General features: G+C 41.5%; 21 protein-coding genes. 20 read left to right on the forward strand and 1 reads right to left on the reverse strand.

Translation table 11 applies throughout. The annotated features are described in order from the left end of the window. Positions 1 to 94 precede the first annotated feature (94 nt). From HMPREF1149_RS07980 to HMPREF1149_RS08010, 7 genes are all read left to right on the forward strand, one after another. Positions 95 to 1,423 carry an ABC transporter substrate-binding protein gene (locus HMPREF1149_RS07980; protein WP_000672112.1) on the forward strand — a complete coding sequence of 443 codons (1,329 nt, stop codon included), beginning with the start codon at positions 95 to 97 and terminating at the stop codon, positions 1,421 to 1,423. Between the two features lie 219 nt (positions 1,424 to 1,642). Then, complete coding sequence (locus tag HMPREF1149_RS07985; RefSeq protein ID WP_161800156.1) at positions 1,643 to 2,509, forward strand: carbohydrate ABC transporter permease; 867 nt, start codon at positions 1,643 to 1,645, stop codon at positions 2,507 to 2,509. 15 nt (positions 2,510 to 2,524) lie between these two features. Continuing rightward, complete coding sequence (locus HMPREF1149_RS07990) at positions 2,525 to 3,364, forward strand: carbohydrate ABC transporter permease (RefSeq protein WP_001183243.1); 840 nt, start codon at positions 2,525 to 2,527, stop codon at positions 3,362 to 3,364. A gap of 228 nt (positions 3,365 to 3,592) precedes the next feature. After that, the gene (locus HMPREF1149_RS07995) at positions 3,593 to 4,045 is read left to right on the forward strand and encodes a YhcH/YjgK/YiaL family protein (RefSeq protein WP_000575434.1); all 453 of its coding nucleotides are present in this window, start codon (positions 3,593 to 3,595) and stop codon (positions 4,043 to 4,045) included. A 20-nt stretch (positions 4,046 to 4,065) separates the two neighbouring features. After that, positions 4,066 to 4,710: a YesL family protein gene (locus HMPREF1149_RS08000; RefSeq protein WP_000057508.1), complete on the forward strand. Its 645-nt coding sequence runs from the start codon at positions 4,066 to 4,068 to the stop codon at positions 4,708 to 4,710. A 170-nt stretch (positions 4,711 to 4,880) separates the two neighbouring features. Next, positions 4,881 to 5,798, forward strand: coding sequence for a dihydrodipicolinate synthase family protein (locus HMPREF1149_RS08005; protein ID WP_001281475.1), 918 nt, complete (start codon positions 4,881 to 4,883; stop codon positions 5,796 to 5,798). 17 nt (positions 5,799 to 5,815) lie between these two features. Further along, complete coding sequence (locus tag HMPREF1149_RS08010; RefSeq protein ID WP_000150245.1) at positions 5,816 to 6,700, forward strand: ROK family protein; 885 nt, start codon at positions 5,816 to 5,818, stop codon at positions 6,698 to 6,700. A 15-nt stretch (positions 6,701 to 6,715) separates the two neighbouring features. Here the strand turns inward: HMPREF1149_RS08010 and HMPREF1149_RS08015 are convergent, their stop codons facing one another. Next, on the reverse strand, positions 6,716 to 7,567 hold the full coding sequence (locus tag HMPREF1149_RS08015) for a MurR/RpiR family transcriptional regulator (RefSeq protein ID WP_001039483.1): 852 nt from the start codon (positions 7,565 to 7,567) through the stop codon (positions 6,716 to 6,718). A gap of 256 nt (positions 7,568 to 7,823) precedes the next feature. Between HMPREF1149_RS08015 and pbp2b the strand changes: the two genes are divergently transcribed. The 13 genes from pbp2b (at position 7,824) to HMPREF1149_RS08080 (ending at position 20,591) form a co-directional block, all read left to right on the forward strand. Further along, positions 7,824 to 9,866, forward strand: a complete 2,043-nt coding sequence (gene pbp2b / locus HMPREF1149_RS08020) for a penicillin-binding protein PBP2B (protein WP_001224847.1) — start codon at positions 7,824 to 7,826, stop codon at positions 9,864 to 9,866. A gap of 10 nt (positions 9,867 to 9,876) precedes the next feature. After that, on the forward strand, positions 9,877 to 10,473 hold the full coding sequence (gene recR / locus HMPREF1149_RS08025) for a recombination mediator RecR (RefSeq protein WP_000966754.1): 597 nt from the start codon (positions 9,877 to 9,879) through the stop codon (positions 10,471 to 10,473). 175 nt (positions 10,474 to 10,648) lie between these two features. Continuing rightward, on the forward strand, positions 10,649 to 11,692 hold the full coding sequence (locus HMPREF1149_RS08030; RefSeq protein WP_000814691.1) for a D-alanine--D-alanine ligase: 1,044 nt from the start codon (positions 10,649 to 10,651) through the stop codon (positions 11,690 to 11,692). 83 nt (positions 11,693 to 11,775) lie between these two features. Continuing rightward, complete coding sequence (locus HMPREF1149_RS08035; RefSeq protein WP_000778722.1) at positions 11,776 to 13,149, forward strand: UDP-N-acetylmuramoyl-tripeptide--D-alanyl-D-alanine ligase; 1,374 nt, start codon at positions 11,776 to 11,778, stop codon at positions 13,147 to 13,149. Next, on the forward strand, positions 13,136 to 13,747 hold the full coding sequence (locus HMPREF1149_RS08040) for an NUDIX hydrolase N-terminal domain-containing protein (RefSeq protein WP_000994189.1): 612 nt from the start codon (positions 13,136 to 13,138) through the stop codon (positions 13,745 to 13,747). Before HMPREF1149_RS08035 ends, HMPREF1149_RS08040 begins: the two co-directional genes overlap by 14 nt. 196 nt (positions 13,748 to 13,943) lie before the next feature. Beyond that, positions 13,944 to 14,648 (forward strand): YwaF family protein, encoded by a 705-nt coding sequence (locus tag HMPREF1149_RS08045; protein WP_001055272.1) that lies wholly within the window; start codon positions 13,944 to 13,946, stop codon positions 14,646 to 14,648. A gap of 233 nt (positions 14,649 to 14,881) precedes the next feature. Further along, complete coding sequence (ftsA, locus tag HMPREF1149_RS08050; RefSeq protein WP_000196340.1) at positions 14,882 to 16,252, forward strand: cell division protein FtsA; 1,371 nt, start codon at positions 14,882 to 14,884, stop codon at positions 16,250 to 16,252. 16 nt (positions 16,253 to 16,268) lie between these two features. Continuing rightward, positions 16,269 to 17,525, forward strand: a complete 1,257-nt coding sequence (ftsZ, locus tag HMPREF1149_RS08055) for a cell division protein FtsZ (RefSeq protein WP_000144258.1) — start codon at positions 16,269 to 16,271, stop codon at positions 17,523 to 17,525. A 3-nt stretch (positions 17,526 to 17,528) separates the two neighbouring features. Continuing rightward, the gene (locus tag HMPREF1149_RS08060) at positions 17,529 to 18,200 is read left to right on the forward strand and encodes a YggS family pyridoxal phosphate-dependent enzyme (protein ID WP_001049621.1); all 672 of its coding nucleotides are present in this window, start codon (positions 17,529 to 17,531) and stop codon (positions 18,198 to 18,200) included. Positions 18,201 to 18,209: 9 nt separating this feature from the next. After that, the gene (locus HMPREF1149_RS08065; RefSeq protein WP_000053359.1) at positions 18,210 to 18,740 is read left to right on the forward strand and encodes a cell division protein SepF; all 531 of its coding nucleotides are present in this window, start codon (positions 18,210 to 18,212) and stop codon (positions 18,738 to 18,740) included. After that, positions 18,740 to 19,000, forward strand: a complete 261-nt coding sequence (locus HMPREF1149_RS08070; protein WP_000576502.1) for a YggT family protein — start codon at positions 18,740 to 18,742, stop codon at positions 18,998 to 19,000. The genes HMPREF1149_RS08065 and HMPREF1149_RS08070 overlap by 1 nt, the downstream gene beginning before the upstream one ends. After that, positions 18,997 to 19,788 carry a YlmH family RNA-binding protein gene (locus tag HMPREF1149_RS08075; RefSeq protein ID WP_000217806.1) on the forward strand — a complete coding sequence of 264 codons (792 nt, stop codon included), beginning with the start codon at positions 18,997 to 18,999 and terminating at the stop codon, positions 19,786 to 19,788. The genes HMPREF1149_RS08070 and HMPREF1149_RS08075 overlap by 4 nt, the downstream gene beginning before the upstream one ends. Positions 19,789 to 19,796: 8 nt before the next feature. Next, positions 19,797 to 20,591: a DivIVA domain-containing protein gene (locus HMPREF1149_RS08080; protein ID WP_001123185.1), complete on the forward strand. Its 795-nt coding sequence runs from the start codon at positions 19,797 to 19,799 to the stop codon at positions 20,589 to 20,591. Positions 20,592 to 20,684 lie beyond the last annotated feature (93 nt).

Consider the following 20,684-nt stretch of genomic DNA (forward strand, 5'->3'; position numbering starts at 1 on the left):
GAGTGGTCGATGCGTCGGATAAAATGAAAATGTATACAAATATAAACTTGCTCATTATCCAATATGGATACGCTTATCAATTAGGAGAATACAAATGAAATTTAGAAAACTAGCTTGTACAGTACTTGCGGGTGCTGCGATTCTTGGCCTTGCAGCTTGTGGTAACTCTGGTGGAAGTAAAGATGCTGGAAATTCTGGTAGCGATAGTGGAAAAACAGAAATCACTTGGTGGGCATTCCCAGTCTTCACACAAGAAAAGACTGGCGATGGTGTTGGAACTTATGAAAAATCAATCATCGAAGCTTTCGAAAAAGCAAACCCAGATGTAAAAGTGAAATTGGAAACCATCGACTTCAAGTCAGGACCTGAAAAGATCACAACAGCCATTGAAGCAGGAACAGCGCCAGACGTACTTTTTGACGCACCAGGACGTATCATCCAATATGGTAAAAATGGTAAATTGGCTGAGTTGAACGACCTCTTCACAGACGAATTTGTCAAAGATGTCAACAACGAAAACATCGTACAAGCAAGTAAGGCTGGTGACAAAGCTTACATGTATCCAATCAGTTCAGCTCCATTCTACATGGCTATGAACAAGAAAATGTTGGAAGATGCTGGAGTTGCAAACCTTGTAAAAGAAGGTTGGACAACTGATGATTTTGAAAAAGTTTTGAAAGCGCTTAAAGATAAAGGCTATACACCAGGTTCATTGTTCAGTTCTGGTCAAGGGGGAGACCAAGGAACACGTGCCTTCATCGCAAACCTTTATGGCGGTTCTGTAACAGACAAAGACGTAACCAAATACACAACAGACGATCCTAAATTCGTCAAAGGTCTTGAAAAAGCTGCTAGCTGGATTAAAGACGGTTTGTTGAACAATGGTTCACAATTTGACGGTGGAGCAGACATCCAAAACTTTGCGAACGGTCAAACTTCATACACAATTCTTTGGGCACCAGCTCAAAACGGTATCCAAGCGAAACTCTTGGAAGCAAGTAAGGTAGACGTGGTAGAAGTACCATTCCCATCAGACTCTGGTAAACCATCTCTTGAATACCTTGTAAACGGATTTGCAGTGTTTAACAACAAAGACGATAAGAAAATCGCTGCTGCTAAGAAATTCGTTCAATTCATCGCAGATGACAAAGAATGGGGTCCTAAAGACGTTGTTCGTACAGGTGCCTTCCCAGTTCGTACATCATTTGGCAAACTTTATGATGACAAACGTATGGAAACAATCAGCAGCTGGACTAAATACTACTCACCATACTACAACACTATCGATGGATTTGCTGAAATGAGAACACTTTGGTTCCCAATGTTGCAATCTGTATCAAATGGTGATGAAAAACCAGCGGATGCTTTGAAAGCCTTCACTGAAAAAGCTAATGAAACCATCAAAAAAGCTACAAAACAATAAGCACTAAGTCAGATTGATTCCCCCCTTTTCCCTGAGCACCACGGTGTAAGAAAAGGGGGACTTTTGTTTGAAATGGTAGGAACTGTCACGAAATTAAAATGAAGTTCTTACATAAGCGAATCTTAAAAAATTTCATTTTGGTTTTAAAACAGTTCAAGAAAATCAAAAACTATTCTATTTGAAAGAGAGGTGCCGACTGTGAAAGTCAATAAAATTCGTATGCGGGAAACAGTGATTTCCTACGCTTTCCTAGCACCAGTGTTATTCTTCTTTGTCATCTTTGTCTTGGCTCCTATGATTATGGGATTCATTACAAGTTTCTTTAACTACTCCATGACTAAATTTGAGTTTGTGGGCTTGGACAACTACATTCGCATGTTTAAAGACCCTGTCTTTATGAAGTCTTTAATCAATACCGTTATCCTGGTTATTGGATCTGTTCCGATTGTGGTTCTCTTCTCGCTCTTTGTAGCATCTCAAACCTATCATCAAAATGCTATTGCCCGTTCTTTCTATCGTTTCGTCTTCTTCCTGCCTGTAGTTACAGGTAGTGTTGCCGTAACGGTTGTATGGAAATGGATCTATGACCCCCTATCAGGGATTCTAAACTTTGTCCTTAAGTCAAGCCACATCATCAGCCAAAATATTTCTTGGTTGGGTGACAAAAACTGGGCCTTGCTAGCGATTATGATTATCCTTTTGACAACATCTGTTGGTCAACCGATTATCCTTTATATCGCTGCCATGGGAAATATTGACAACTCACTTGTTGAAGCAGCGCGTGTTGACGGTGCGACTGAATTTCAAGTCTTCTGGAAGATCAAATGGCCTAGCCTTCTTCCAACAACTCTTTACATCGCGATTATTACAACCATCAACTCATTCCAATGTTTCGCTTTGATTCAGCTCTTGACTTCTGGTGGTCCAAACTATTCAACAAGTACCTTGATGTACTACCTTTACGAAAAAGCCTTCCAATTGACAGAATACGGCTATGCCAATACTATCGGTGTCTTCTTGGCAGTGATGATTGCCATTGTCAGCTTTGCTCAATTCAAGATCCTCGGAAACGACGTAGAATACTAAAGAAAGGAGACAGTTATGCAACCTACACAAAAGAAACCTTTAACAGCTTTCACTGTTATTTCAACGATTATCTTGCTCTTGTTGACCGTACTGTTCATCTTTCCATTCTACTGGATCTTGACAGGGGCCTTCAAATCACAGCCTGATACCATTATGATTCCGCCACAGTGGTTCCCTAAAATGCCAACCATGGAAAACTTCCAACAACTCATGGTGCAAAACCCTGCTATGCAGTGGATGTGGAACTCTGTATTTATCTCACTGGTAACCATGTTCCTAGTCTGTGCAACCTCTTCTCTAGCAGGTTATGTCTTGGCTAAAAAACGTTTCTATGGTCAACGCATCCTCTTTGCAGTCTTTATCGCTGCCATGGCACTTCCAAAACAAGTTGTCCTTGTACCATTGGTACGTATCGTCAACTTCATGGGAATTCACGATACTCTCTGGGCAGTTATCTTGCCTTTGATCGGATGGCCATTCGGGGTCTTCCTCATGAAACAGTTCAGCGAAAATATCCCTACAGAATTGCTTGAATCAGCCAAAATCGACGGTTGTGGTGAGATTCGTACCTTCTGGAGCGTAGCCTTCCCTATCGTGAAACCAGGATTTGCAGCTCTTGCGATCTTTACCTTCATCAATACTTGGAACGACTACTTTATGCAGTTGGTTATGTTGACTTCACGTCAAAACTTGACTATCTCACTCGGGGTTGCGACCATGCAGGCCGAAATGGCGACCAACTATGGTTTGATCATGGCAGGTGCAGCTCTTGCAGCCGTGCCAATCGTAACCGTCTTCCTAGTATTCCAAAAATCCTTCACTCAGGGTATCACTATGGGAGCTGTCAAAGGTTAAGATCTTGCGAAAATCGAATTTAAACTACGTCAGCATCACCTTGCCATACTTAAGTATTGCCTGCGGTTAGCTTCCTAGTTTGTTCTTCGATTTTCATTAAGTATAAGAGAATATAGAGTTATAAGTGTCTACAAAATGGAGAGTATGCAGTTACTTCGTGAAGTTTTGTCAGACACTTATCAACTTAATTTATGATTTTAGTTAACTATCAGAAACGAAGGAAACAGTATGATTTTTGACGATTTGAAAAACATCGCCTTTTACAGGGGAATTCATCCCAATCTAGACAAGGCTATCGACTATCTCTATCAGCACCGTAAGGATTCTTTCGAACTCGGTAAGTATGAGATTGACGGGGACAAGGTCTTTCTAGTTGTTCAGGAAAATGTCCTCAATCAAGCTGAAAATGATCAATTTGAACACCATAAGAACTATGCAGACTTGCATTTGCTGGTAGAAGGACATGAATATTCGAGCTACGGTTCACGTATCAAAGACGAAGCAGTAGCATTCGACGAAGCGAGCGACATTGGCTTTGTCCATTGTCATGAAAAATACCCACTCTTGTTGGGCTATCACAATTTTGCAATTTTCTTCCCAGGAGAACCACACCAGCCAAATGGCTACGCAGGGATGGAAGAAAAAGTTCGCAAATATCTCTTTAAAATTTTGATTGATTAAAAGAATCAGGAGGAGCAAACATGGCACAAAAAGGAGTAAGCCTTATCAAGGCAGCATTTGATACAGATAATTTTCTCATGCGTTTCAGTGAGAAGGTCTTGGATATTGTGACAGTCAATCTTCTTTTTGTCGTCTCTTGTTTGCCCATTGTGACGATTGGAGTGGCGAAAATCAGCCTCTATGAAACCATGTTTGAGATTAAGAGAAGCAGACGGGTACCAGTCTTTAGAACTTATCTAAGAGCCGTCAAGCAAAATCTGAAACTGGGGCTTCAGTTAGGTTTGCTAGAGTTGGGCATTGTGTCATTAAGCCTTTTAGATCTCTATCTCTTCTGGGGACAGACAGCTTTGCCTTTCCAGATTGTGAAAGCTATTTGTTTGGGGATTCTCATCTTCCTCACTCTCGTGATGCTGGCTAGTTATCCCATCGCTGCCCGCTATGATTTGTCTTGGAAAGAAGTGCTGCAAAAAGGGCTTATCTTGGCAAGTTTTAACTTTCCATGGTTCTTCCTCATGTTAGCCATTCTCTTTCTCATAGTGATGGTTCTTTATCTATCCGCCTTCACTCTCCTTTTGGGTGGATCGGCCTTTATCCTCTTTGGTTTTGGTTTGCTGGTCTTTCTCCAAGCAGGATTGATGGAGAAAATCTTCGCCAAATACCAGTAGGATGGCTCGTTTCTGAAACTACTTTCAATCGTTACAGTTTCTAAAATACAAGTAGAAACTAAAATCTAAGTGTATACAAGATATTGAAAGCGATTTTCACAAGGTGTATACTAAACTTGTAAAAAATAGAACTGCTCTTAGCAGAAAAAAGAAATCTTAGGAGAAAATCTATGTCAGATTTAAAAAAATACGAAGGTGTCATTCCAGCCTTCTACGCATGTTATGATGATCAAGGAGAAGTCAGTCCAGAGCGTACGCGCGCCTTGGTTCAATACTTTATTGATAAGGGAGTTCAAGGTCTCTATGTCAACGGTTCTTCTGGTGAATGTATCTACCAAAGTGTGGCAGACCGCAAGTTGATTTTGGAAGAAGTCATGGCAGTTGCTAAAGGGAAATTGACCATCATTGTTCACGTTGCTTGCAACAATACCAAAGATAGTATGGAACTTGCCCGCCACGCAGAAAGCTTGGGAGTAGATGCCATTGCAACGATTCCACCGATTTACTTCCGCTTGCCAGAATACTCAGTTGCCAAATACTGGAATGATATCAGTTCTGCAGCTCCAAATACAGACTACGTTATCTACAATATTCCTCAATTGGCAGGTGTTGCTTTGACTCCAAGTCTCTACACAGAAATGTTGAAGAATCCTCGTGTTATCGGTGTTAAGAACTCTTCTATGCCAGTTCAAGATATCCAAACCTTTGTCAGCCTTGGTGGAGAAGACCACATCGTCTTTAATGGTCCAGATGAACAGTTCCTAGGTGGACGCCTCATGGGTGCTAAAGCTGGTATCGGTGGTACTTATGGTGCGATGCCAGAACTCTTCTTGAAACTCAATGAGTTGATTGCAGAGAAAGATTTGGAAACAGCGCGTAAATTGCAATACGCTATCAATGCAATCATCGGTAAACTCACTTCTGCACATGGAAATATGTACGGTGTGATCAAAGAAGTCTTGAAAATTAATGAAGGCTTGAATATTGGTTCTGTTCGTTCACCATTGACACCAGTGACTGAAGAAGATCGACCAGTTGTAGAAGCAGCTGCAGCCTTGATTCGTGAAACCAAGGAGCGCTTCCTCTAATCCATAAGGAGGTATTTATGACACACTACGTTGCAATTGATATCGGTGGAACCAATATCAAATATGGCTTGATTGACCAAGAAGGCCAACTTGTTGAATCGCATGAAATGCCAACAGAGGCGCATAAGGGTGGACCTCATATCTTACAAAAGACAAAAGATATCGTAGCCAGCTATTTAGAAAAAGGTCCAGTAGCAGGTGTTGCCATTTCTTCAGCAGGGATGGTGGATCCTGATAAGGGTGAGATTTTCTATGCCGGACCGCAAATCCCTAACTATGCAGGAACCCAGTTCAAGAAGGAAATCGAGACGAGTTTTGCTATTCCTTGTGAGATTGAAAATGATGTCAACTGTGCAGGTCTGGCTGAGGCAGTATCTGGTTCAGGCAAGGGAGCGAGTGTCACACTTTGCTTGACCATTGGAACCGGTATCGGTGGTTGCTTGATTATGGATGGGAAAGTCTTCCATGGATTTAGCAACTCAGCTTGCGAAGTTGGTTATATGCACATGCAGGATGGAGCTTTCCAAGACCTCGCCTCTACGACAGCCTTGGTGGAGTATGTAGCAACAGCTCATGGAGATTCAGTTGATCAGTGGAATGGCCGGCGCATTTTCAAGGAAGCTACTGAAGGTAACAAGATCTGTATGGCTGGGATTGACCGCATGGTAGACTATCTAGGAAAAGGTCTGGCAAATATTTGCTACGTTGCCAATCCAGAAGTGGTCATTCTCGGTGGCGGTATCATGGGGCAAGAGGCTATCCTTAAACCGAAGATCCGCACAGCCTTGAAGGCGGCCTTGGTGCCAAGCCTAGCTGAAAAAACACGATTAGAATTTGCCCATCACCAAAATACAGCAGGGATGTTGGGAGCCTATTATCATTTCAAAACAAAACAATCCTAGTTTGGTTCAACCAAACTAGGATTTTCTAACGCGTTTTTGTCTACGATAGCCATTGAGTTTTTTATTTTCCCAATAGCTATTAAAGATTTTCTCCTTGCTTTCACGATTGATTTCCAAAAAGTAGGCATAAACCAAATCTATAAGGAAGAGCATGGGGAGTTGAGCAGATATCCGTTGAATGTAGGAAGGCTGGCTGTGGCTAGCAACAAGAACGGTCTCTGTATAGGCCTGACTATTTTTGTTTGGAGCGCTGGTAAAGAGGATGGTCTTAGCCCCCATCTCTTTTGCGTCTAATAGACTGTCTAAAATAGAAGGAGTTGTACCAGAAAGTGAGAAACCGAGTACTAGACAATTTTCATCCATGATGCTGGTCGTCCATGCAAAGCCGTCCTGATCGGTTAAGGCTTCACAGACCACACCCAGACGCATGAAACGCAATTTCATTTCACGAGCGACAAGACCGGAACTGCCTGTTCCAAAGAAGTAGACATGCTCAGCATCTTCGATTAACTGGGCAACTCGTTCCAGTTGTTCTTCGTCAATCAAATCCTGCGTTTGTTCTCGCATGATACTGTAGCTTCGCAAAACACGTTTGGTCAAAGGACTATGTTTGTGGGAATGAGTGTCCGGTTTACTAGCCTGATGCTGGTATTGAAAGACGAATTCTCGGTAACCTGTAAAACCACACTTTTTGGCAAAGCGGGTCAGCGCTGCTTGGGAGATGTGTAATTTCTGGGTGACTTGCTGAGAAGAGAGATCATCTTGGATCGTTTCAGGTTGTAAAAAATAGCGAGCGATTTCTTGCTCGAGCTCGGTTAATTCTTCAAAATGGAGGTCGATTATGGTTGCGATGTCTGGCTTGTTCATGAGGCTCCTTTTTATGAGTCAAAGTCTTAAAGGTTAACGCTTTCCTAACTATTACTATCATTATATCATAGAAGTTAGGATAACCAAATAAAAAGGCATTTTCAGTTGAAAGTCAAAAAATGCTTCGACTTTTCCAGGAGTTTCTCCGTAAAATATGGTACAATGAAAAGTACTGAGCTTCACCTGTTTGCTCTATTGTTTTATATGTAAATAAAGGTGAAAATTGGAAATTTTTCTAGAAAAGAGTCTTAGTTGTATGAGAAAATTCAATAGCCATTCGATTCCTATTCGGCTTAATTTACTGTTTGCCATTGTTATCCTGTTGTTTATGGCCATTATTGGTCGATTGTTATACATGCAGGTGCTCAATAAAGATTTCTATGAAACAAAATTGGCTTCAGCCAGCCAGACAAGGGTAACAACCAGTTCAGCTCGTGGACAGATCTATGATGCATCAGGGAAACCCTTGGTAGAAAACACTGTCAAGCAGGTTGTTTCTTTCACCCGAAACAATAAAATGACAGCAGCTGAATTGAAGGAGACAGCCAAGAAACTTCTCACATATGTGAATGTAACCTCCCCTAATTTGACAGACCGTCAGATTGCAGACTACTACTTGGCGGACCAGGACGTTTACAAAAAAACAGTCGAATCCTTGCCAAGTGATAAACGCCTGGATTCAGATGGAAATCGTTTATCAGAAGCAACTCTCTACAATAATGCAGTTGAAAGTATTGACGTGAGTCAACTCAATTATACAGATGACCAGAAAAAGGAAATCTATCTCTTTAGTCAGCTCAATGCCGTTGAAAATTTTGCGACAGGAACCATTTCTACGGATGCCTTGAATGATACCCAAGTTGCTCTCGTTGCATCAGCATCCAAGGAATTACCAGGTATCAGTATTTCAACCTCATGGGATAGAAAAGTCCTAGACACTTCTTTGTCTTCAATTGTAGGTAGTGTATCAAGTGAAAAATCAGGTCTTCCAGCGGAGGAAGTGGACGCTTATTTGAAAAAAGGATATTCTCTCAATGACCGAGTGGGAACTTCCTATCTTGAAAAGCAATATGAAGATGTTCTTCAAGGCAAACGCTCCGTCAAGGAAATCCACCTTGACAAACACGGAAATATGGAAAGTGTAGAAAATGTCGAAGAAGGAAGCAAAGGAAACAACATCAAACTAACGATTGACCTAACTTTCCAGAATGGTGTAGATGACCTACTCAAGAGCTACTTCAACTCAGAGTTGGGTAACGGTGGAGCTAAATACTCTGAAGGAGTCTACGCTGTAGCCCTCAATCCTAAAACCGGTGCAGTTCTAGCGATGTCGGGTGTCAAGCATAATGTCGAATCCGGTGAATTAAGTTCAGATTCGCTTGGAACGATAACCAATGTCTTTGTTCCAGGATCTGTCGTTAAGGCGGCAACCCTTAGCTCTGGTTGGGAAAATGGGGTCTTGTCAGGCAATCAAACCTTGACAGATCAGCCGATTGTTTTCCAAGGTTCGGCTCCGATCAATTCATGGTATACCTTATCCTATGGCTCCTTCCCTATCACAGCAGTTGAAGCTTTGGAGTACTCTTCTAATACCTACATGGTTCAGACTGCGCTAGGGATCATGGGACAGTCCTACCAGCCAAATATGATAGTCGCAACTGATCAGTTAGAGACTGCAATGGGCAAATTGCGATCAACTTTTGGGGAATATGGACTCGGAGCTTCAACGGAGATTGACCTCCCAGATGAATCTACAGGATTTACACCAAAAGAATTTGATTTAGCCAACTATATTAATAACGCCTTTGGCCAGTTTGATAACTACACACCTATGCAGTTAGCCCAGTATGTCGCAACCATTGCAAACAATGGCGTACGATTGGCTCCTCACATCGTTGAGGGAGTTTATGGAAACAATGAACAAGGTGGCTTAGGAAATCTAGTTCAAGAAACAGCCATCAAGGAACTGAACAAGATCAATATCTCAGAAGCGGATATGGCTCTCTTGCACCAAGGTTTCTATCAAGTTTCGCATGGAACGAGCGCTCTAACAACTGGTCGTGCCTTTTCAAATGGCTCATCCGTTTCCATCAGTGGGAAGACAGGTACTGCCGAAAGTTATGTCAATGGTGGTCAAAAAGCCAATAATACCAACGCAGTTGCTTATGCTCCGTCTGATAATCCTCAAATCGCGGTCGCAGTCGTCTTTCCTCACAACACCAACCTAACAAATGGTGTCGGACCTTCAATTGCGCGTGATATCATCAATCTTTATAATCAACAACATCCAATGAATTAGAAAGGAACTTATGCTGTATCCAACACCTATTGCCAAGTTAATTGATAGCTATTCAAAGTTACCAGGTATCGGGATCAAAACGGCTACTCGTCTCGCCTTTTATACCATTGGAATGTCTGATGACGATGTCAATGAATTTGCCAAAAACCTTCTATCTGCCAAGCGGGAATTGACCTATTGTTCCATCTGTGGTCGCTTGACGGATGATGACCCTTGCTCGATCTGTACAGATCCGACTCGAGACCAGACAACCATCTTGGTGCTAGAGGATAGTCGCGATGTGGCTGCTATGGAAAATATCCAAGAATACCACGGACTCTATCATGTCTTGCACGGTCTCATTTCTCCTATGAATGGTATCAGTCCAGACGATATCAACCTCAAGAGTCTCATGACCCGTCTCATGGATAGTGAGGTTTCAGAGGTGATCGTGGCAACCAATGCGACAGCAGATGGGGAAGCAACCTCCATGTACCTCTCTCGTCTCCTCAAGCCAGCTGGTATCAAGGTCACTCGCCTAGCGCGAGGACTAGCCGTGGGAGCAGATATCGAGTATGCGGACGAAGTCACACTCTTACGAGCCATTGAAAATCGGACAGAGTTGTAAGTGTAGAGCAATTTACTAACTCCATTCATCTATACAAAAAATCAAGGAGGCCGACTTTGTTTTTATCGGTCTCTTTTTATGTTTTTTGAAGATCAGTATTAGCTTCAAGTTTTAAAAAAAAAGTAAATATGATATACTAAAGAACGAATATTCTATTAGAATTAGGACAAACAATATGAAACAAACAATTATTCTTTTATACGGCGGACGCAGTGCAGAACGTGAAGTGTCTGTATTGTCAGCTGAAAGTGTTATGCGTGCGGTCAACTACGACCGTTTCACAGTCAAGACTTTCTTTATCAGCCAGTCAGGTGACTTTATCAAAACACAGGAATTTAGCCGGACTCCAGGTCAAGAGGATCGTCTCATGACAAATGCGACTATTGACTGGGGCAAGAAAATAGCGCCAAGTGCCATCTACGAAGAAGGTGCAGTAGTCTTTCCAGTCCTTCATGGTCCAATGGGAGAAGATGGCTCTGTTCAAGGATTCTTGGAAGTTTTGAAAATGCCCTATGTCGGCTGCAATATCTTGTCATCAAGCCTTGCCATGGATAAAATCACGACCAAGCGAGTTTTAGAATCTGTAGGGATTGCCCAAGTTCCTTATGTGGCCATCGTTGAAGGTGATGATGTGACTTCTAAAATCGCTGAAGTTGAAGAAAAATTGACTTATCCAGTCTTCACGAAACCGTCAAACATGGGTTCAAGTGTCGGTATTTCTAAGTCTGAAAACCAAGAAGAACTCCGTCAAGCTTTGGAACTTGCCTTCCAGTATGACAGCCGTGTCTTGGTTGAGCAAGGAGTGAATGCTCGTGAAATTGAGGTTGGTCTCTTGGGGAACTACGATGTCAAGAGTACACTTCCTGGTGAAGTGGTCAAGGATGTTGCCTTTTATGACTATGATGCCAAGTATATTGACAACAAGATTACAATGGATATCCCAGCCAAGATTAGTGATGATGTAGTAGCTGTCATGCGTCAAAATGCAGAAACTGCCTTCCGTGCGATCGGTGGCCTTGGTTTATCTCGTTGTGATTTCTTCTATACAGATAAGGGCGAGGTTTTCCTAAACGAGCTCAATACCATGCCAGGTTTTACCCAGTGGTCTATGTACCCACTACTTTGGGACAATATGGGAATCAGTTACCCAGACCTAATCGAGCATTTGGTTGACTTTGCCAAGGAAAGTTTTAATAAGCACGAAGCGCATTTGCTATAAAAATGAAAGAGAGGGTAGAAGCCAGAACCGTCACTGTAGGTGATTAGAGTTCTCGGACTTCAACCCTTTTTAAAGGAGTAGAAATGAAATTAACAATCCATGAAGTTGCCCAAGCTGTTGGAGCTAAAAATGATGTCAGTATCTTTGAGGATGCCCAGTTAGAAAAGGCTGAGTTTGACAGTCGTTTGATTGGGACGGGAGATTTGTTTGTGCCACTCAAAGGTGCGCGTGATGGTCATGACTTTATCGAAACAGCTTTTGAAAATGGTGCAGCAGTAACCCTGTCTGAGAAGGGAGTAGAAGGTCATCCCTACATTTTAGTAGACGACGTGTTGACTGCTTTTCAAACCCTCGCAGCCTACTATCTTGAAAAAACGGCAGTTGATGTCTTTGCGGTCACAGGTTCAAATGGCAAGACAACGACCAAGGATATGCTGGCGCACTTGCTATCAACAACCTACAAGACCTACAAAACTCAGGGCAATTACAATAACGAGATTGGACTTCCCTACACAGTTCTCCACATGCCTGAAGGGACAGAAAAGTTGGTCTTGGAGATGGGGCAGGATCACTTGGGAGATATCCATCTTTTGTCTGAATTGGCTCATCCTAAGACAGCCATTGTGACCTTGGTTGGAGAGGCTCATTTGGCCTTTTTCAAAGACCGTTCGGAGATTGCTAAAGGGAAAATGCAAATTGCTGATGGTATGGCACCAGGTTCTTTGCTTTTGGCACCAGCTGACCCGATTGTAGAGGACTACTTGCCTACTGACAAAAAGGTAGTTCGTTTTGGGCAAGGGGCAGAATTGGAAATCACAGACTTGGTCGAACGCAAGGATAGTCTGACCTTTAAGGCCAATTTCTTGGAACAAGCCCTCGATTTGCCAGTGACAGGTAAGTACAATACCACCAATGCTATGATTGCATCCTATGTTGCCCTACAAGAAGGAGTTTCAGAGGAACAGATTCATCAGGCCTTTCAGAACCTAGAATTGACCCGTAATCGTACTGAGTGGAAGAAAGCAGCCAATGGAGCAGATATCCTGTCAGATGTCTACAATGCCAATCCAACTGCTATGAAGTTGATTTTGGAGACATTCTCTGCCATCCCAGCTAATGAAGGGGGCAAGAAAATCGCTATTCTAGCAGACATGAAGGAACTCGGAGATCAGTCTGTTCAACTCCATAACCAGATGATTTTGAGTCTCTCACCAGATGTGCTGGATACCGTGATTTTCTATGGAGAAGATATTGCAGAATTGGCTCAACTGGCTAGTCAAATGTTCCCAATCGGTCATGTATTCTACTTCAAGAAAACAGACGACGAGGATCAATTTGAAGACCTTGTCAAGCAGGTCAAGGAAAGCCTCGGTGCCAATGACCAAATTTTGCTCAAAGGCTCGAACTCCATGAATCTAGCCAGGTTGGTAGAAAGTTTAGAAAATGAATGCAAGTGATTTTGCCAAGTATCTGCAAAGAATGATTGCCATTACAGATACTGGATTAACCTTTACAAAAGATCCTTTTGACCGCGAGCGTTACGAGGACTTGCGAAGCCTGTTATCTGAAATGTTGAATCAGGGATTAGACATAGATGCAGAAGAAGTGGCAGAAGTCATGAAACCAACTTCCGCTTATGCAACTCCTCTGATGGACGTCCGTGCTTGGATTGTTGAGGATGAAAAAATTTGTCTGGTTAGGGGAAAAGGAGAGGAAAGTTGGGCTTTGCCAGGTGGTTTTGGTGAAGTTGGCTATTCTCCAACCGAAAATATTCTTAAAGAAATTGAAGAAGAAACCGGTTTTACAGCAAAAGCTGAAAGGTTACTTGCAGTTTTTGATACCAATCGTTTCCAACTACAGAGCAAACAATATGCAAAGTTTGTCTTTGAATGTAAGCTTCTTGATGGACAATTTCAAGAGAATCAAGAAATTGCTGATCTTCAATTTTTTGCTATTGACCAACTGCCGGCCTTATCTGAAAAACGCATCACCAAGGAGCAAATGGAGATTCTTTGGCAAGTTTATAGAGGACAAAGAGACCAATATGTCGATTAGTTTGTGCTAGAGAAGTCGACAAATCAAAAAAGGGTGTCTGTAAAGTGCATTTCTGCAATACAAATGATATAATAGGTTGCGAATTTAAGACGTAAGTGTTCTATGAATAGCATAGAATCAAGTTTTTTCAAAAAATTTAAAAGCTGGAGAAAGTGAATTTTTTACCGCCTCTAGCTAGATGAACGAGGAATAGAATATGAATTTGTGGGAACAATTATTTACCACACAGATATCAGAACCGCCCCAGTTTGAACTCCACTGGTATATTGGTTTGTTATGTTTACTGGCCTTTACTTTCTACGCTTCTTATCGTTTTCGCGACAAAGTGGCTTACCAACGATTTATTCAGATTCTTCAATCTGTTCAACTGATTGTTCTGTATAGCTGGTATTGGGGAAACCATCTGCCCCTATCAGAAAGTTTGCCCTTCTATCATTGCCGTGTAGCCATGTTTGTCTTGCTCCTGATCCCGGGAACCTCTAAGTACAAGCAATACTTTGCCCTTCTAGGAACCTTTGGGGCAACAGCGGCTCTGACTTATCCACTATTTGATCCTTATCCGTTTCCACACGTGACCATCTTGTCCTTCATTATTGGACATATGGCACTTTTGGGAAATGCACTCTTATACTTGTTTAAAAACTATGAAGCTTCCCTGCTCAACTTCAAAAATGTGGCGGTGATTACCTTCACCTTGAACGCTTTGATATGGGTTGTTAATTTAGTTGTCAGTGGGGATTATGGTTTCTTAACGAGACCGCCACTTGTTGGAAATCACGGACAACTTTTGAATTACCTCATTGTTTCGAGCGTTATCGTGATAGCAATTTGCGTAACAGCAAAATTGCTAGAGATTTTTTTACAGCAAAAATCGGAAGAATTTATTCAAGAGAAGGTCTAAAAAGACCTTCTTTTTTTGATGGGTTATAAATATTATCGAATTGTTGACAAGAACATCAAAAACTTTTTCCAGAAGAAAAAGTTTCTAATATTTTCTCAAAAAACATGCAGGAAATTTACGAAAAACTAAGCATGATTAGTTTTTTTGTGTTATAATATTCTTTGAATAGCTGTGCCCAAACATAGTTATTAAATAGAAGTGAGAAACTTGGAAGATAGAGAGGATGCGATGTAATGACTAGAGATGGTTTTTTTACAGGCTTAGATATCGGAACTAGCTCCATTAAGGTGTTAGTTGCGGAGCATAGAGATGGCGAAGTAAATGTAATTGGTGTTAGTAATGCCAAAAGTAAAGGTGTAAAAGACGGAATTATTGTTGATATTGAAGCAGCTGCTTCAGCAATCAAATCCGCAATCACACAGGCAGAAGAGAAAGCAGGCATTTCTATCAAGTCTGTCAACGTTGGTCTTCCAGCAAATCTTCTGCAGGTCGAACCAACACAAGGAATGATTCCTGTTACGTCGGATACAAAAGAAATCACAGATCAGGATGTTGAAGATGTTGTTAAGTCAGCTTTGACAAAGAGCATGACTCCTGATCGTGAAGTGATTACTTTTATTCCAGAAGAATTCATCGTGGATGGTTTCCAAGGAATCCGTGACCCTCGTGGTATGATGGGTGTTCGCTTGGAAATGCGTGGTCTGCTTTACACAGGTCCTCGTACGATTCTACATAATCTTCGCAAGACAGTCGAACGTGTAGGTATCCAGGTTGATAATGTGATTATTTCACCTTTGGCGATTGTAAACTCAGTTCTCAATGAAGGCGAACGTGAATTTGGTGCGACTGTCATTGACATGGGTGGAGGTCAGACTACTGTAGCGACTATCCGCAATCAAGAATTGCAATTTACCAACATCTACCAAGAAGGTGGAGATTACGTTACAAAAGACATCTCTAAAGTCTTGAAAACATCTCAAAAGATTGCGGAAAGTTTGAAACTGAACTATGGTGAAGCTTATGTTCCGCTAGCAAGTAACGAAACTTTCCAAGTTGAAGTAATTGGCGAAGTAGAGCCTGTTGAAGTGACAGAGAGCTACTTAGCAGAAATTATCTCAGCACGTATCAAACATATCTTTGACCAAATCAAACAAGAGTTGGAAAGAAGACACTTGTTGGATTTGCCAGGAGGTATCGTCCTTATCGGTGGAAATGCAATTTTGCCGGGCGTTGTTGAATTAGCCCAAGAAGTATTTGGTGTTCGAGTAAAACTCTATGTACCAAATCAAGTTGGAATTCGCAACCCTGCATTTGCTCACGTGATTAGTTTATCTGAGTTTGCTGGTAAATTGACTGAAGTCAATCTTCTTGCTCAAAAAGCAGTTAAAGGAGATGAATTTCTTCGTCAAAAACCAATCAACTTTGGCATTCCAAATCAACGTTTGAATCCTGTGGCGCAACCAAGCCCAACACAGACAACTCCAGTTGAAACTGTACAGGAAGCTCCAGTTGCTCCCAAGGAAGAATTCCAAGCAAGTTCTCAAAGTAAACCGAAGCTAACAGAACGTTTCCGTGGTTTAATCGGAAGCATGTTTGATGAATAAAAGAGGATAAGAAATTATGACATTTTCATTTGATACAGCAGCAGCTCAAGGCGCAGTTATTAAGGTAATTGGTGTCGGTGGTGGTGGTGGTAACGCCATCAACCGCATGGTTGACGAAGGTGTTGCTGGTGTAGAATTTATCGCAGCCAACACTGATGTACAAGCCCTTAGCAGTACGAAAGCAGAAACCGTTATCCAACTTGGTCCAAAATTGACTCGTGGTTTGGGTGCTGGAGGTCGTCCAGAAGTTGGACGTAAAGCTGCAGAGGAGAGCGAAGAAGCTTTGACGGAAGCAATCAGCGGTGCAGACATGGTCTTCATCACTGCTGGTATGGGTGGTGGATCTGGTACAGGTGCTGCCCCTGTTATTGCACGTATCGCTAAAGATCTTGGTGCTCTTACAGTTGGTGTCGTGACACGTCCTTTCGGATTTGAAGGAAGCAAACGTGGTCAGTACGCTGTAGAAGGAATCAATGAACTTCGCGAGCATGTTGATACTTTGTTGATTATCTCTAACAACAACTTGCTTGAAATTGTTGACAAGAAAACACCGCTTCTTGAAGCTCTTAGTGAAGCAGATAACGTTCTTCGTCAAGGTGTTCAAGGGATCACTGACTTGATCACGAACCCAGGATTGATTAACCTTGACTTTGCTGACGTGAAGACTGTAATGGCAAACAAAGGGAATGCCCTTATGGGTATCGGTATTGGTAGTGGTGAAGAGCGCGTTGTTGAAGCAGCTCGTAAAGCGATTTACTCTCCACTTCTTGAAACAACTATCGATGGTGCCGAAGATGTGATTGTCAACGTTACTGGTGGTCTTGATTTAACTTTGATTGAAGCAGAAGAAGCTTCAGAAATTGTCAATCAAGCAGCTGGTAAAGGTGTAAACATCTGGCTTGGAACATCTATCGACGAAAGCATGAAGGATGAAATCCGTGTGACTGTTGTAGCGACAGGTGTTCGTCAAGAACGACTAGAAAAAGTAGTCGGGTCTGCTACCAACCAACCAGTTGGTCGACCATCAACTAAAACTCCACAAGCACACACATTTGACCGTCAATTCGACTTGGAAGAGACAGCAGAACTGCCTAAATCAAGTCCGCGTCGCTTTGAAACCAACCAAGCATCTGCTTTTGGAGATTGGGACTTGCGCCGTGAGTCAATTGTTCGCCAAACAGATCCCGTTGTTTCACCAGTTGAACGCTTTGAAACACCAGTTTCACAAGATGAGGATGAATTGGATACACCTCCATTCTTCAAAAATCGTTAATCAATGAATTTGAAAAAAAATACTGAATTAGTTTTTCAGCAAATTGCTGATGCTAGTCAAAAAGCCAACCGTAATCTAGATGCTGTTTCAGTAATCGCAGTGACAAAATATGTAGATGTACAAACAGCGGAAGCCTTGCTTCCGCTTGGCATCCATCATATCGGTGAAAATCGGGTTGATAAATTTTTAGAAAAATATCAGGCCTTGAAAGATTACCCGGTCACTTGGCATTTAATAGGAACACTACAGAGACGGAAAGTAAAAGAAGTAATCCCATATGTGGATTACTTTCATGCTTTAGACTCTCTAAAATTAGCCCAGGAAATTCAAAAGAGAACAGATCATGTTATCAAGTGTTTCTTGCAGGTTAATATTTCTGGGGAAGAAAGCAAGCATGGGTTTTCAAAAGAAGAATTGCTAGAACTTTTGCCAGAATTGGCTAAGTTAGATCAGATTGAGTATGTTGGTTTAATGACCATGGCTCCTTTTGAGGCAGACAGTGATGAATTGAAAGAAATTTTCAAGGATACGCAGGCTCTGCAAGCAGAAATTAGAGAAAAACAAATCCCTAATATGCCGATGACAGAGCTAAGCATGGGAATGAGTCGTGACTTTAAAGAAGCGATTCAGTTCGGCTCGACCTTTGTTCGAATCGGTACAGCATTTTTTAAATAGGAGAGAGCTATGTCTTTAAAAGATAGATTCGATAAATTTATAGATTATTTTACAGAAGATGGAGAAGACGTGACTAACTACCAGACTCAACAAGAGGAAACAGTTAGCCCAACCATCTCATCTTCAAAAGAATTACCAGCATCTGCTCAGCCGGGATCAGTAAAAGATGCGAATATTACTCGCCTTCATGCTCGTCAACAAGAGTTGGCAAAGCAACACCATCACTCAGATGAGAAAGTGACGATTGATGTTCGTTATCCAAGAAAGTATGAGGATGCAACTGAGATTGTTGATTTGTTAACTGGAAATGAAAGTATCTTGATTGATTTCCAATACATGACAGAAGTACAAGCGCGTCGCTGTCTTGATTACTTGGATGGAGCTCGTCACGTCTTGGCTGGAAATATGAAAAAGGTTGCGAGTACGATGTATCTATTGACGCCTGTCAACGTTATCGTGAATATTGAAGATATCAAACTTCCAGATGAATCACAAGGTGCCGAGTTCGACTTTGATATTAAACGAAATAGAGCAAGATAATGATTTTCTTAATCCGTTTAATCCAAAATGCGGTTAGCATTTACTCCATCATTCTCGTTGCATTTGCTCTTCTTTCATGGTTTCCAAATGCCTATGAAAGTCAACTAGGCCGCTTAGTTATCAGACTTGCTCGTCCAGTTATCGAGCCACTTCGTAAGCTCAATTTACAATTTGCTGGTCTTGATTTTACGGTTTGGGTCGCGCTGATTCTAATCCAGTTTCTTGGAAATATCTTAACACGACTAGTCCTATTACTATGACAGTAAATCGAGCCATTTATCAGCATTTTTCCCAAGATGATATTCCCTTTATTGACAAGGGAATAGAGTGGATAAGGCGGGTAGAAGATACATATGCGCCAGTGCTTACACCTTTTATCAATCCCCATCAGGAACAGATCTTAAGGGTTCTTGCTGGGACATATGGACTGGGTTGCCAAAGTAGTGGTGATTTTCTTCCGACGGAGTCGGTTCGTGTTCTTCTCTATCCAGATTACTTTGAACCGGAAATATCAGATTTTGAAATGACCTTGTTAGAAATTTGTTATCCGAGCAAATTTGAACAACTGAGTCATGGGAAAATATTGGGAACAATCATCAACCAGCTAGGAATTGACCGTAAATTATTTGGTGATATCTTGGTAGATGAAAAGAGAGCACAGATTTTTGTCAATCGTGATTTTATTCCTCTTTTTCAGGATGGGATAAGAAGGATTGGCAGACTTCCTGTATCGCTGGAGGAACGTCCTTTTACCGATAGGATTATATCTAAAATTGACTTTAGAGAACGAGAAATTTTAGTTTCGAGTTTTCGATTGGATGCCCTCTTATCAAGTGCCTTGAAATTATCTAGAAATCAAACTAGTCAACTGATTGAGAAAAAATCTGTCCAAGTAAACTATCATCTGGTTGAAAAATCTGATTACCAGGTTGCCGTTGGAGATTTGATCAGTGTGAGAAAGTTTGGCCGTCTAAAAGTTGTCAAAGACAATGGACAGACAAAAAAAGACAAGATAAAATTAAGCATTCAATTATTATTAAGTAAGTGAGGAAAAGTATGCCAATTACATCGTTAGAAATTAAAGATAAAACCTTTGGTACAAGATTTAGAGGTTTTGACCCAGAAGAAGTAGATGAATTTCTTGATATCGTTGTTCGTGACTATGAAGATTTGGTTCGTAGTAATCACGACAAAGAAACACACATCAAGAGTTTGGAAGAACGTTTGTCTTACTTTGATGAGATGAAAGATTCCTTGAGTCAGTCAGTTTTGATTGCTCAAGATACTGCGGAGCGTGTCAAACAGGCTGCTCAAGAACGTTCGAACAATATTATTCAACAAGCTGAACAAGACGCTCAGCGTTTGCTAGAAGAAGCAAAATACAAGGCAAATGAAATTCTCCGTCAGGCAACAGATAACGCTAAGAAAGTGGCTGTTGAGACAGAAGAGTTGAAGAACAAGAGTCGTGTATTCCATCAACGCCTCAAGTCTACGATTGAAAGTCAATTGGCTATTGTTGAGTCATCAGATTGGGAGGACATTCTTCGCCCAACAGCAACGTATCTTCAAACAAGCGATGAAGCCTTTAAAGAAGTGGTGGGTGAAGTTCTTGGTGAAACTATTCCTTCTCAACCAGAGGAAGAGCCAATTGATATGACTCGTCAATTCACACCAGAAGAGGTTGCTGAATTGCAAGCTCGTATCGAGGCTGGCAACAAAGAATTAGCTGAGTTTGAAGCTCAACAAAATCAACATACAGATGAAAGTGAACAACATGAAGAGCCAGTTGAGGTAGAGGCTACTGCAGCAACTGAGGACGATGCAAACAAAGAATCTGTTCTTATACTATAAAAGTAAATGTGAGAACAAAATCTAACCAACTATATTTTCAGCGAGCAGGAGATGGTGTGAGCCCTGCAATCCCTATTCGTTAGATTATCCTCT

This window comes from Streptococcus sp. BS35b (assembly GCF_000286475.1).
Classification (GTDB): Bacteria; Bacillota; Bacilli; order Lactobacillales; family Streptococcaceae; genus Streptococcus; species Streptococcus oralis_W.